At 38.5% G+C, this 14,925-nt stretch carries 9 protein-coding genes; all 9 read left to right on the top strand.

Going from position 1 to position 14,925, the window contains the following annotated elements; translation table 11 throughout:
- Window positions 1-66 precede the first annotated feature (66 nt).
- The 9 genes from HXT52_RS02880 to HXT52_RS02840 all read left to right on the top strand — a co-directional run bounded on the left by HXT52_RS02880 (window position 67) and on the right by HXT52_RS02840 (window position 14,821).
- Window positions 67-795, top strand: coding sequence for a response regulator transcription factor (locus HXT52_RS02880; RefSeq protein WP_004127837.1), 729 nt, complete (start codon window positions 67-69; stop codon window positions 793-795).
- 14 nt (window positions 796-809) lie between these two features.
- Entirely contained in the window at window positions 810-2,756 is a 1,947-nt protein-coding gene (locus HXT52_RS02875; RefSeq protein WP_421775661.1) for a sensor histidine kinase, read from the top strand.
- A gap of 129 nt (window positions 2,757-2,885) precedes the next feature.
- Window positions 2,886-3,275 carry a cold-shock protein gene (locus HXT52_RS02870; protein WP_116794016.1) on the top strand — a complete coding sequence of 130 codons (390 nt, stop codon included), beginning with the start codon at window positions 2,886-2,888 and terminating at the stop codon, window positions 3,273-3,275.
- 17 nt (window positions 3,276-3,292) lie between these two features.
- Window positions 3,293-4,603, top strand: coding sequence for a DUF3027 domain-containing protein (locus tag HXT52_RS02865; protein ID WP_421775660.1), 1,311 nt, complete (start codon window positions 3,293-3,295; stop codon window positions 4,601-4,603).
- A 137-nt stretch (window positions 4,604-4,740) separates the two neighbouring features.
- Window positions 4,741-7,446, top strand: a complete 2,706-nt coding sequence (locus tag HXT52_RS02860) for an ATP-dependent Clp protease ATP-binding subunit (protein WP_421775659.1) — start codon at window positions 4,741-4,743, stop codon at window positions 7,444-7,446.
- 423 nt (window positions 7,447-7,869) lie between these two features.
- On the top strand, window positions 7,870-8,868 hold the full coding sequence (locus HXT52_RS02855; protein ID WP_421775658.1) for a restriction endonuclease subunit M: 999 nt from the start codon (window positions 7,870-7,872) through the stop codon (window positions 8,866-8,868).
- Entirely contained in the window at window positions 8,846-12,949 is a 4,104-nt protein-coding gene (locus HXT52_RS02850; protein ID WP_421776160.1) for an Eco57I restriction-modification methylase domain-containing protein, read from the top strand. The genes HXT52_RS02855 and HXT52_RS02850 overlap by 23 nt, the downstream gene beginning before the upstream one ends.
- 13 nt (window positions 12,950-12,962) lie before the next feature.
- Window positions 12,963-13,517, top strand: coding sequence for an SLATT domain-containing protein (locus HXT52_RS02845; RefSeq protein WP_421776159.1), 555 nt, complete (start codon window positions 12,963-12,965; stop codon window positions 13,515-13,517).
- Between the two features lie 17 nt (window positions 13,518-13,534).
- Complete coding sequence (locus HXT52_RS02840; RefSeq protein WP_421776158.1) at window positions 13,535-14,821, top strand: nucleotide-binding domain-containing protein; 1,287 nt, start codon at window positions 13,535-13,537, stop codon at window positions 14,819-14,821.
- The last annotated feature ends 104 nt before the right edge of the window (window positions 14,822-14,925 follow it).

Genomic DNA, 14,925 nt, shown 5'->3' with positions numbered 1-14,925 from the left:
CTACAACTTGTTGATTTTCAGCATTTATTCAGGAAACATTCAGCTTTATAAGTGATGCTAATCAGTATGAGTAAGAATGTTGAAGCATCTATTGTTGTCGTAGACGACGAACCATCAATTCGTGAGCTTTTAGTAGCGTCTTTGCACTTTGCAGGTTTTGAAGTTGAAACTGCAGCATCAGGTTCTCAAGCTGTTGATGTTATTGAAAGAGTGAAGCCTGATCTTATTGTTATGGACGTTATGCTGCCAGATATTGACGGCTTCACCGTAACGAGACGAATTCGCCAAAATGGTATTAAAGTACCTGTTCTTTTCCTTACAGCAAGAGATGATACGCAAGACAAGATTATGGGCTTAACAGTTGGTGGCGACGACTACGTAACTAAGCCATTTAGTTTGGAAGAAGTTGTTGCAAGAATCCGCGCAATTCTTCGCCGCACTCAGGAGCAGGATGAAATAACTCCTGTTATTCGCGTAGCAGATCTTGAGATTAACGAAGACTCGCACGATGTAACTCGAAGCGGCATACCGATTGAGCTTAGTCCAACCGAATACAAGCTTTTACATTACTTGATGGATAATGAAGGACGAGTGTTATCAAAAAGCCAGATTTTGAATCATGTATGGCAGTACGATTGGGGCGGAGATGCTGCAATCGTTGAATCCTATATTTCGTATCTTCGAAAGAAAATTGACGGAATTGAAATTACGGACGAAAATGGCAAGCTGCAAAAGGTAGTCCCTCTTATTGAAACAAAACGCGGAATTGGATACATGATTCGCGAACCAAAGTAAGGTCAAGCCTGATTATGGAAAACAATAATCGTAGTAGCGACGATAAAAAGCAGCCAAATAATGCTGGAACTGCGCAATCTAACAAAGACTCAGCGCGACAGCATATTGGAAAAAGCGTTGCTGTTATACAAAATACTGCGTCAGGAAAAAAGCCAAAACAAAACAGAATTTGCTGGCTTAAAACCAAAGCAAATTCTATTCCTTTAAGTACTCGTCTTGTGGCTTGCACTCTTGCAGTACTTACTGTTGCAGCATTTTGTATTTCATTATCAATTCGTCAATTGGTAGGAAATTATTTGCTTGAAAAAACTGACGCACAGTTAACGGATCAGGCAAGACTTATTTACGACAATATAGATTTGCTTCGTTCAAAAGATTCAAGCCAATCTACAGCAGGTCCAAACGACTACTTTATGCAGATTCGCGATATTAATAACAAAATCATATCTACTCCTTTAGTTCCAAAATTAAAGGGAGATTTTGTTTCTATACCGAAGCTTCCTGCAAACGGAAAATCCATTAAGGGCGTTCTTATACATAAGCCTTACACTGCTCCGGCTAAAGTTAAAGGTGACCCTAGTAGTGTTGATGAGATTACTTTAAAATCTGCAAAAGCTCCTTGGAGAGTTTTAGTGCTTGAATGGGAGCATCGAAGCAGCTACACTTCAGACGTACGTTTGCGCGGATACGTGTATATTGCTTTATCTTTAAGCGACCAGCGCGATACTGTAAATACTCTTACTAGATACTGCATTATGGTAAGTATTGCAGTTATTCTTCTTGGAGCGGTATTTGCGGCGCTTATTATTCAGTCCACTTTAAGACCGTTAAAGCGTATAGAAAAAACAGCTTCAAAAATTGCTTCTGGAGATTTAAGTAGGCGAGTTCCATCCGCGCCAGAAAACACGGAAGTTGGTTCTTTGGCTGCTTCTTTGAACTCAATGCTTGCGCGTATTGAACGTGGATTTAATGAGCAAGAAGCAATGACTGAAAAAATGAAGCGATTCGTTTCTGACGCAAGTCACGAATTGCGAACTCCTTTAGCTGCTATTCACGGTTATGCTGAGCTTTACACAATGTGGCGCAATATGCCGGGAGAGCAGGAGCGCGCTGATGATTCTATTGCTCATATTAAGGCTTCTAGCGAGCGCATGACTGAGTTAGTGGAAGATTTGCTTTCATTGGCTCGATTTGACGAGGGTAGAGGAATTAATATTTCTCAGGAAGTTAGCTTGTCTCCAATTCTTTCGGATGCTGCTAACGATTTGCATGCTTTAGATCCCTCTAGAGCGGTTCAGCAGGGTTCGCTTACGCTTTCCGAAGACTTTTCTTTGGAAGACTGCACTGACTGCAATTTTGAACGCAAGTTTGTGTTCAATAGCGGAAGTCTTCCTAGCGTATCTCTTCTTGGTGATGGAGCGCGCTTACGTCAAGTCATGACGAATATTGTTGGAAATATTCACCGATACACTCCGGCTGATTCTCCAGTAGAAATTGCTATTGGCGTAATGAAGGCTTCAATTGATCCAGACCAGCTTTCCAAGCTTCCTTCAGTTAGTGACTCGTTAAAAGAGTTTTTGATTGCTGCAGAAAAAAGCCAATCTACTGATTCTGGCAATACTTACGCAGTAATTCGTGTTGTTGACCATGGTCCTGGAGTTCCAGAAGAGTCGCTTTCTCGCATTTTTGAACGTTTCTATATTGCAGATCCTTCAAGAGCGCGCGAAAAAGGCGGAACTGGATTAGGAATGGCTATAGCACAGTCTGTTGTAAAAGCTCATCATGGTTTTATTTGCGCAACAATATCTGACCCGTCAACTATTTCGGGAAACTTTGCTGGCTCAGATAATAATGTTGACGACACAATGGACGGTTCGGAGTCTCTGGATATTAATCCTCATGGATTAACGCTTACTGTTGTGCTTCCTGTAAGAGAAATTGAACCTTATGCGCTACAATAGAAAAAGCGAAACAATTAACATTAATATCTGTTAAACTATATACGGATGTTTTCGCATATAAACGATGCACTTGTGTGTTTAATGCATATTGATATGCGACAATGAGTGATTATTTGAGTGAGGTGTGTTATGCCCAATGGGCGTGTGCGTTGGTACGATGCGCAGAAGGGGTACGGCTTTATTGCCGGCGACGATGGTAAGGATGTTTTCTTACCAGCTGCAGCTTTGCCTGCAACTGTAAAGACTTTGCATAAGGGTACAAAGGTTGAATTTTCTGTAATTGAGGGTCGTAAAGGTCCTCAAGCGATGGGACTTAATCTTATTGCAACAGCTCCATCGCTAGTTAAAGCAACTCGCCCAAAGGCAGAAGATATGGCAGCAATTGTTGAAGATCTTATTAAGCTGCTTGATTCTGCAGGTAACGGTTTGCGTCGTCGTCATTATCCATCTACTGCTGAAAGCAAGAAGCTCGCTACGCTTTTGCGCGCAGTAGCCGACAATTTCGACGTTCAAGAATAGTTTCGGGAATATTATTTATGACTGATGAAGTGATGAATCCACAAGATATTGCTCGTAGCATTGCTGTGGAAACTTCAGAGCGTTCCGATGCCGTGGGAGATTTTGTGTCTTCCACGGATATTGGTGACGGTGTTACCGATTTTCGCTTTGAAAGTAAGCTTGTTGGTTACGAGGGCTGGCAGTGGTCAGTAACGTTGTATCACGATTTGGAAACTGAGCGTTGGACTGTAAACGAATCTACGCTTATTCCTACCGACGACTCACTGCTGCCGCCACCTTGGATTCCGTGGAAAGATCGATTGAAGCCAAGTGATCTTTCTGTAATGGATTCTATTGGAACAGAGGAAGATGATTCTCGTCTTGAAGATGGATTCCGTCCAGTAAATCATCAGTCTGAAGATGAATTAAGCGAAAAATCTGAGGAAGAATCTAAAGAAGAAAAAGAAAATTCCGAAGAAAATACGCTTAAGCAAGATGGCGAAACTGCTGAAAATGCAGACGCCACAGAAATTGTTGAGAATGAAAATGGCTCTTGCGATTCGCAAGGCAATGAATCATCCGAAAATAATGATTCTAACGAAGATCTTGAAGAGGCAGTTTCGACTTTACGTCTATCTCGCAGACGCGTGATGACTGCAGAAGCTCTTTCGCAAACAGCAAAACGCTGGTATGCAGGGCAGCACGGTCCGAAGTCACTGTCAACAAAAATAGCTGACGGTAATGTTTGCTCTTCATGCGGTTTTATGATTCCACTAGCTGGAAGCTTGGGTTCAATGTTTGGCGTGTGCGCGAACATGTGGAGTCCAGACGATGGTCGAGTTGTATCTCTTGATCACGCTTGCGGAGAGCATTCCGAAATTGAGCCACCTGAACCATCACAGCTGTGGATTCAATCAGCTCCAGCCTACGACGATTATCATATTGATATTTTGCAGCAAGCTCCTCGAGACGAGCGTGCAGATGTTGAGCTTATTGAGGAAGCAATTGAAGATAGCAAAACGCATCGCCGCAAGCGTCGCAAATTAAATAAAGATGCTGCTAATGATGCTAATACCGTTGATACGGCTGATACTGATATCACTGATACCCCTAGTACAGATACAGCTGATTCTAAGACAGCAGATTCGACTTCAGAAACTAACGATATTGAATCTCGCGATGTTGAATCTAATGATGTTGAATCTAACTATGAGGATGAAGCAAAAACCGAAGAAATTAAGAAAATAGAAGTTACTGAAGAATCTGCTAAAAGCGAAGAACCTAATAAAAACACAGGTACTACAGCAATGCGATTGTACAAAAGGAAATCACGCAGACAACATAAGTAAAATCTAAAGAAATTCTAAGGAATACAGAAAAATCCTAAAAATCTTAACAGATTCTAATAAATACTAATAAGTTGTGTAATACTTCGCGTCATGGTGACTAGTTACCATGGAATGAACGAAAAGAACGGAAGGCAGTTATGTTTGAACGGTTCACTGATCGCGCACGACGCGTGATTGTGCTAGCTCAAGAGGAAGCTCGCTCACTTCAGCATAATTACATTGGTACTGAGCATATTTTGCTTGGTCTAATTCGCGAAGGTGACGGAATTGCATCAAAAGCGTTGAGCTCAAAGGGCGTAGACTTGGAAGGCGCGCGCAAACAAGTGGAAGAAATGATTGGCAAGGGTGCTGTTGCGCCAAGCGGCCACATTCCTTTTACGCCGCATGCAAAGCAAGTTTTGGAGCTTAGCTTACGAGAAGCTCTGCAACTTGGTCATAGCTACATTGGTACTGAGCATATTTTGCTAGGACTTATTCGCGAAGGCGAAGGCATTGGCACACAAGTGCTTATTAAAATGGAAGTCGATCTTGGAGACTTAAGAAGCACTACAGTTGACTTAATTCGCGGAGGCAGCTCTACAAATTCAGAAGATGAAAAGGGCGAACTTGCTAACGCTGGAAGCGTGCAAGATAAAAGCAACAAGTCTGGATCTGCACTTCTGGATCAGTTTGGCCGAAATCTTACACTTGAAGCGCGCGAAGGAAAACTTGATCCAGTAATTGGCCGTTCTGAGGAAATCGAACGAGTTATGGTTATTCTTAGCCGCCGAACGAAGAATAATCCTGTGCTTATTGGAGATCCTGGCGTTGGTAAAACTGCAGTTGTAGAAGGACTTGCCCAGAAAATTGTTGAAGGCGATGTTCCAGAAACGCTGAAAAACAAGCAGATTTATTCTCTTGACTTAGGATCAATGATTGCAGGATCTCGCTACCGCGGTGATTTTGAAGAGCGCTTAAAGAAAGTTCTTAAAGAAATTAAAACTCGTGGCGATGTTGTGCTTTTTATTGACGAAATTCACACTATTGTTGGCGCAGGCTCGGCCGATGGCGCTCTTGGCGCTTCCGACATGCTTAAGCCAATGCTTGCTCGCGGCGAACTACAGACAATCGGTGCTACTACAACCGATGAGTATCGTAAGTATATTGAGAAAGATGCTGCTTTAGAGCGTCGTTTCCAGCCAATTCAGGTTCCTGAACCTACTATTGCCGAGACGATTGAGATTCTTAAAGGCTTGCGTTCGCGCTACGAAAATCATCATCATGTAACTATTACGGACGGAGCTTTACAGTCTTCTGCAGAGCTTTCCGACCGTTATATTCAAGACCGTCACCTTCCAGATAAGGCTATTGATCTTATTGATGAAGCTGGCGCACGCTTGCGAATTAAGCGCTTAACTCAGCCGCCTGAGCTTAAGGAACTTAACCATAAGATTGCTAAGATTTCTGAAAAGAAAGATGAAGCAATTAAGCAGCAAGATTTCGAAGAGGCTGCTAATCTTCGAGACGATCAAGAAAAACTTGAAAACGAAGCTGCCGAAAAGGAAAAAGCTTGGCGCGAAGGCGAGTCTAACGTCAAAATGGTTGTTGACGAAGACATGATCGCTTCCGTTGTTTCAAGCACTACGGGAATTCCTGTAGTAAAGCTTACTCAGGCGGAGTCTCAGAAGCTTCTTCAAATGGAATCTGAGCTTCATAAGCGTATTGTTGGCCAAGATGAAGCCGTATCTGCTTTGGCACGCTCTATTCGACGAGCGCGCGTTGGTTTGAAAGATCCTAAACGTCCTTCTGGTTCGTTTATTTTCGCTGGACCTACAGGCGTTGGTAAAACTGAGCTTGCTAAAGCGTTGGCAAACTTCCTCTTTGACGACGATGATGCTTTGATTCGCGTTGATATGTCTGAATTTGCTGAAAAGTATGCTGCGTCTAGGCTTTTCGGTGCTCCTCCTGGATACGTTGGTTACGAAGAGGGCGGCGAGCTTACCGAAAAAGTTCGCAGGAAGCCATTCTCTGTGGTGCTTTTTGACGAGATTGAAAAAGCTCATCCGGATATTTTCAACACGCTTTTGCAAGTGTTGGATGATGGTCATTTAACCGACGGCCAAGGTAGAAAAGTAGACTTTAAGAATACGATTATTATTCTTACTACTAATCTTGGTACGCGCGATATTGCGAAGGCTGCAAACACTGGCTTTACGCTTGGAAATAGTTCTGATTCTACGTATCAGCGCATGAAGGATCAGGTTAATTCGGAGCTTAAGCGCCAGTTCCGTCCAGAATTTTTGAACCGTTTGGATGACACTATTGTGTTCCGTCAGCTTACGGAGCCTGAAGTGCGCCAAATTGTTGATATGGACATAAAGCTGCTCAATAATAGACTGTTTGACCACCACATGTCTTTGGAATTGACCGACGCTGCTAAGAATTTGCTCGCTCAAAAAGGATTCGATCCTTTGCTGGGCGCGCGTCCATTGCGTCGTGTAATTCAGCGAGATATTGAGGATATTATTTCCGAGAAGATTTTGCTGAACGAAATTTCTGACGGCGAACGAATTGAGGTTGACGCTGAAGGCGAAGGATTGCTGGGGGAGTTTACTTTTAAGAGCCAGCAGTTTGATGTTGCTGAGTTAGATGAATCTAGCAAGGATTCTAGTGGTGATGTGGAGTTAGATGAATCTAGTAAGGCTTCTAATGATGTTGCTAAAGATAACTCTGCAAAGGATTCTAGCGACGTATCTGCTGACGATTCTAGCGATAGCAAGGCTTCTAGTGACGATTCTGCAGATAAAACTGCAAACAACTCTGATAACGAAGCTGCTGATAAAACTGGCAGTGAAACAAAATAAGTCTAGATAGCAAAAATCCCGACTGACTGTAATGTCGTCGGGATTTTTTGTTTTTATTGATTTGTTTATATACAAATTTGTCTATTTTTACAAATTTTATTGCTGTGTTGCTGCAATCATAATTGTTAAATATAATAAGAGAAGATATGTCTGATTATTCTTCTCATACTGAGTAGGGATATGTGATGCTTATATGTGTTTATAGGGGAAGAATGAGAATTATAAGCAGATTATATAGATGCAATTTAATAAATATAAGTGATATATAACTTAATAAGAGAGTCATTGCGGCAGTAATTTGGTTGCTAAGTTTAAAGGGGAAAAGAGTTTAATTATATGAATATATCAACAAAGTTATTTGCTTCGTTTGACTAAAAATTGAAGACTTATTGAGATTATTGTTAAGTTTAAGGAAATGAGTAAATGAGTAAATCAACTCTTGATTATACTTTTGAGCAGAATGTTGATGAACAAACATTGGCTGAGAAATATCCTAAAGTTTTCTCTGCTTTATTGTTAGATCATACAACAAAACGCAATATTTGCTGGGCTACGAATGATTATAAAGATTGTGGTCATATGCATCAAGCACATTCCGAAATAACCGTTGCTTCAATTACTGGTAAATATGCAGGACTGATTGCACCTAGAACATCAAAATCTCGCGAATTGCAAACATCTCGAACTAAAAATAAGGCTGAGGTGTTTACTCCGTCTTGGATTTGCAATGAACAAAATAATATTGTTGATGAAGCTTGGTTTGGTAGATCTGATGTTTTTAATTGTACTAGTGACAAAAGTTGGACTTCTACAACGGAAAAAATTGAGTTTCCAAATAAATCTTCTAAAAGTTGGGTCTCATATGTAGATGAACGTCGAATGGAAATAACATGCGGAGAAGCTCCTTATTTAGTTAGTCGTTATGATGCAACAACTGGCAAAATAATTTCACTTAATCAACGTATAGGACTTTTGGATCGCAAGCTTAGAGTAGTTAAAGAGAATACTAATGATGAAACAGATTGGCTCAAATGGTCTAAACGCGCATTTGAATCTATATACGGTTTTGAATATCAAGGAGATAGTCTGCTTCTAGCAAGAGAAAATCTTCTTGCAACATATGTTGATTATATGCGTGATTCGCTTAATAGAAAACCTACAGAATCAGAACTTTTAAGCATAGCATCTATTATTTCGTGGAACATCTGGCAAATGGATGGTCTTACAGGATGTCCCCCTTACTGTAGTGAGATACCAGCAAGCGTACAACCAACTTTATTTGATTTTGAAGAATCTGAAAAAAATATAGATTCTCAAACTTCAACATCCTGCCAAATAAAAGATTGGCGCACTAATAAAACCAACACATTCAATGACTTACTTTTACAGGAGAAAAACGATGGAACAAGTAGACAATCTTGAATTGCTAGATAATCTTATTTTTGGTAGAGTTACACCTCACATTTATGCTTTCCGAACAGGCACAATACCAAACTATCTCAAAGTTGGTGATACTTATCGGCCAGTCAGTGTTCGTTTAAAGGAATGGGAAGAAAAGTTTCCTGACCTAATCAAAAAATATGAGCATAAAGCAACAGTTTCGGATAATGTATATTTTCGCGATTATGCTGTACATGATTATTTAGAAAATTCGCTTGGCAAAAAACGTCTTAAACCAGAAGATTTATCTACAAATAATGTTTACTATAGTAGGGAATTTTTTAAAGATGTTAATACTTCTGAATTAGATGAAGCTATTAACGATATATGCGAGCAATATAAATTGAAAAACTCTACATATGCCTACTATGATTCCAATAAACGATTGCCTGTTACGATACACTATGAGCGTGGATCAAAGTGGACACTACGCCCAAATCAACAAGAAGCAGTTGACAATTTTATAAAGGCAGTGAACTTAGGACGTACAAATCTTTTAATGTATGCTGTTATGCGATTTGGTAAATCATTTACATCGCTTGCATGTGCCAAAGCTATAAATGCAAAGACTGTACTTATTGTTTCTGCTAAAGCAGACGTTCGCGAAGAATGGAAGAAGAACGTAGAACAGCCTGGTAATTTTGAAGGCTATAACTTTTTAAGTTCAAAAGAATTATTAGAGAATGATAATGCTATTTCAGATATTCATGCCAAAGATGAAACGGCAGTTATTTTCCTAACATTACAAGACTTGCAAGGTACCGAGATTAAGGCAAAGCATGCACAAGTTTTTGAAAATAAAATTGACTTATTAATTGTTGATGAAACACATTTTGGTGCTCGTGCTCAAAGTTATGGCGAAATTTTGCGCAATGTGCAATCAGACGAGAAAAAAGACCTAAAAGATAATATTAAATTTCTTGATAAACAGGAAGATGATCAAATAGATCTTGAAGATGCAGATAAACAAATCAAGGAATTAAAAGCTAAAGTTAGATTGCATCTCTCTGGTACTCCGTATCGAATATTAATGGGCTCAGAATTTGAACCAGAAGATATTATTTCTTTTGTTCAATTTACTGATATTGCTCATGAGCAGGCAGCTTGGGATGCTAAAAACTTAGATAAAGATGATGTTGAGGAATGGGATAACCCTTATTTTGGTTTCCCTCAGATGATTCGTTTTGCGTTCCACCCAAGCGAGCGAGCTATAGAAAAAATGAACGAACTGAAAAAGCATGGAGTTAGTCTTGCTTTATCTGCTCTCTTTAAGCCGCAATCTATCAAGAAAGACACAAAAACAAACGGACATCAAAAATTTGTACATGAAGATGAAGTTTTTGACCTTCTAAAAATTATCGATGGTACTTCTAGTGACTCAAAGCTTTTAGGATTTTTAGACTACGATAAAATTAAGCAAGGTCAAATGTGTAGGCATATTGTAATGGTTTTGCCTTATTGTGCTTCTTGCGATGCAATGGAAAAACTTATTAATGACCACACATCTGAATTTAAGAATTTAGGGGATTATGAGATTCTGAATATCTCGGGAGCGGATGCTAAACATACATTTAATACTCCAAATGATATTAAAGCTAGAATAACTAAATTAGAATCCGAAGGTAAAAAGACACTTACTTTAACAGTAAATCGCATGTTAACAGGATCAACTGTTGAACAATGGGATACGATGATTTATCTAAAAGACACATCTAGTCCGCAAGAATATGATCAGGCAATATTTCGCTTACAAAATCAATATGTTCGTAAATTAAGCGACGGTACAAAAGTTATCAAAGAGTGCCTAAAACCGCAGACTCTGCTTGTAGATTTTGATCCACATCGTCTCTTTACTATGCAGGAACAAAAATCTTTAATTTACAATGCCAATATTGAGAAAAATGGTAATTCAAAACTTGGTGAGCGTATTGCAGAGGAACTTAAAATATCACCAATTATTACTATGAATCATAATCACTTAGAACAAGTGCATGCGACTGATATCCTAAAAGAGGTTAGTCGCTACAATAATTCTCGTTCAATTACTGACGAAGTAATAGATTTACCAATAGATCTCTCAATCCTAAATAACAAAGATATGCTGAAGGTAATTGAAGATCAAAACCCATTTGGATCTAAGGCTGGCTTAACTCTAGAAGCTCATGAAAGTGATACTGATGGACAGGATTTTGATGTTAATGGGTCCGCAGATGAAACATTGTATGATTATAATTCCCAACTAGAGTCCAGCGAACAACCAAACCCTAAGGATTCAACAAACGAAAAAACTGATAAAGAAATCAAAGATTTAGAAAACAAGATACGCACATATTATCAGCGCATCCTCTTCTTCTCGTTCCTTTGCCCAGAATCAGTAAAGTCATTAGATGATATTTTAGAAACATTGCATCAAGGAAAAAATAATCAACTCGCTAAAAACCTAGGTATCGCTACAAAAGATATTGAGGTTTTGCGAAATTCACTCAATGCTTTTAAGCTCAGTGCTTTAGATTATAAAATACAAAATATATCTACACTTGCCACTGACGAAAACTTGCATCCTCTTGATCGTGCTGTAACTTCACTTGCCAAATTTAGCCGTATGTCAGCTTCTGAAATCATAACTCCGATAAAAGTAGCTGATGAAATGGTAGAAATGTTGTCAGAAGAAAAATTACGTCAAATTATATCTTCTGGTGAAAAGTTGCTTGATATTGCTTCAAAATCAGGTGAATATTCAGTGGCACTTGTAAAACGTCTACAGGCATTAGGATTTACGCTTGACGAAATAAGAAACAGCATATATGCCATTCCTACTTCAAGCGTTGCATATGAGTTCACAAGACGTTTCTACGAAATACTTGGACTAAATACTGCTTGTATTGCTAAGGACTTTACAAGCTATGACCTTCTCGATATTAAAAAAGATAACGAGGAGGTGGACTATAATCGAATAACCGAACTTCTCAGTCAGAAGAAAGATTTTGATAAAATTACGCTGGAAGATAAAATTCAAGGGGGTGAAACAGTGAAATTCGGAGCAATCGTAGGAAATCCGCCGTATCAGGAAAGTGATGGTGGAGCTCGAGCTAGCGCTCGCCCTATTTACCATAAATTTGTTGAAATCACTAATCAGCTTAGTACAAATCAGGCTACTCTTATTATCCCTACACGTTGGTACGCAGGCGGCAAAGGACTCGATCAATTTAGAGAGCATATGCTTGCAAATACACACATAAGTCAGCTTCATGATTTTATTAACCCAGAAACCGTATTCCCTGGTACAAATAATCGTGGTGGTGTTTGCTATTTCTTGATTGATAAGACTTATAAGGCAGATTATAGTAGTGGAACACAGATATTCACTCATTATGAAAATAAACATGTATATAATGCGACTAGACCATTAAACAGTTTTCATTTAAATATCTTTTTGCGTGATTCTATAGGTGTTTCCATTGTTAAAAAATTGTTAAGCAGAAGTTCATTTAAACCTTTGGCGGATCATGTTTCATCACGAAAGCCCTTCGGCCTAGATGGAGATATATTTAAGACTACTGCTTTTAGTTTAGATAAGAGCACACTTGAATCCCCAGTTACCTGCTATTGCAAATCCAAGCTGACAGGATATGTTCCACAAAACATTATAAGATCAAATAATAGTTGGATTGACAAGTGGAAAGTACTTACCCCTTATGCTAATAATATAGGAACTGAGCTAAAAGACGACAACCAAAATTGTTTTGTTGCCATTCCGAATTCCGTTTGTTCAGAAACTTTCATCGTAATTGGTTTTGATCTAGTAAATGATGAAAAAGATGCAAATAATTTATCTAACTATCTAAAGACAAAATTCTCTAGATTCCTTCATGCTCAAGCAAAAGTCAGCCAACATGGCACAAAACAAACTTATCGCTTTGTGCCAGTTCCTGATTTAAGTAAAGATTCACCAATTAATTGGAACTTGTCTTTAAATGAAATTGATGAGCAGCTTTTCAACTTTTATGGTTTAAATGAAGAAGAAAAACAGCATATTCGTAACTCTATAAAAGATATGGAATAGCATGAGGCGTGTGATGGAAAATAAAAGCAAACTAATCCATTTACTTGATGCTCGTGCAGATCGTCTTTTATACACTTATCGCACACAAGAAAAAGCTGCTGATAGATATGAATCCTGGGAAAGATGGCGCAAAAGATTCTCAATTGGCTTAACTGTCGTAACTACAGGTACACTAATTACAAGTATTGTTGGTATTATATTAAACGAAATCTGGGGGAATTTCGCAGTATCACTTATCGCAACTTTAGCTACAGGCGCTTCTTTTTCGGGTGAATTTTTTGATTTTAAGGCAAAAATAGCAGAACATCAAAAGTCAGCTGTTGAAATTCGCTATTTATTCGAAAGATATGAATCATTAATTTCTGATTTTGAAGCTTCAGCCATTTCAGACGAGTATGCACGTAAAATTCGAGATGAGCTAGAGCTTAAAGAACACGACGTACTATCAACAGCACCTAGAACAACATCCAGAGATTATAACAAGGCTAATGCTGCTATAAACGGTAACGAAAAACCTCAGTCATCACAAGAAGAAATTGATAACAGAACCCCAGGAAGAATAGAATAAGGAAGAAATATCAGTACATGAGTGCATTAGACGTTTTTGATAAAATCTTCGACAATCTTAAGATTTCTAATAAGGAAGAAATTAGAAACCGTAGAGATGAAATTACAAAAGCTCTTAATAGAGAATTTAGAGATTCAGATTCAGAATCAGACAATCGGTTAATGGTAGGTTCATGGGGACGTTGTACAGCCATTAATGGAGTCTCTGATTTAGATTTTCTTTATATTCTTCCTTATCATTTATATGATGAATTTCATGTGTCAGGAGGTACATGCAAAGTTCTATCTAAAGTAAAACAAGCTATAGTAACCCATTATTCACGAACTGATATTCGAGTAAATCAACTAGTTGTTGTAGTTAATTTCGAAAATTATAAATTTGAAGTGCAACCTGTCTTTGAACAAGATGATGGTTCATTTTCGTATCCAGATACGTATCACGATTCTTGGAAAACAACAAAACCCCGAGATGAGATTAAAGCTATATCTGACCTTGATACAGCTTCTAATGGAAATGCTAGAAAAATATGCAAATTAGCTCGGGTATGGAACAATAAACACGAAGTTCTTATGGGTGGTCTTCTCATAGATACTCTTGCATGGAGATTTCTCAATGATAACGATGAATATTTTAACGTTACAAATCATCCTGATTATATGATTAGAGATTTCTTTAAATATCTAAGCAATTTACCCAAACAAGAATCCTGGAATGCTCTAGGCAGCAATCAAAGAGTAAAGGTCAAGAAAAATTTTCAAGTAAAAGCTTTAGAAGCCTATGATCTCTGTTGTGCTGCTATTGATGAAAGCGATGAAGTTAAGTCATACAAGAAATGGCGGGAGGTCTTTGGAAGATTTGTCCCATTAAGTGACTGTGAACAGGTAACCAAGAATCTTTTTACGTCGTATGATGACACTGAACAGTTTATCGAAAATTTTTATCCTATTGATTTACAATATGAGCTTAATCTTGAGTGCAAAGTAACACAAGATGGATTTAGACCAGATAGTTTAAGAGATATGATAAGAAATCATATTTGGCTTAAACCAAACAAAAAACTAGAATTTTATATAACAAATACAGATCTACCAACACCATATAGTCTAAAATGGAAAGTATGCAACTGTGGAGAAGAAGCTAAAAAACGAAATTGTATAAGAGGACAAATTATCGATGGTACAAGCTCTAACACCATAGAAGAACATACGGTTTTTCGAGGAGAACACTATGTTGAATGCTACGCTATACACTACGGCGTGGTAATAGCAAAAGGTAAAATATCTGTACCAATCACCACAAACTAGTCTTATGCAACTTAGTAGTTCTAAAATTAAAACTTACTAAAGATTCAATATACTGGGACGCATTAGATGCAGAACATAAGTTAAGTGGCTTAGATGCACTTGAA

The organism is Gardnerella sp. KA00288, assembly GCF_049244085.1.
GTDB lineage: Bacteria > Actinomycetota > Actinomycetes > Actinomycetales > Bifidobacteriaceae > Bifidobacterium > Bifidobacterium greenwoodii.
This window is presented reverse-complemented; position numbering and strand designations above follow the sequence as displayed.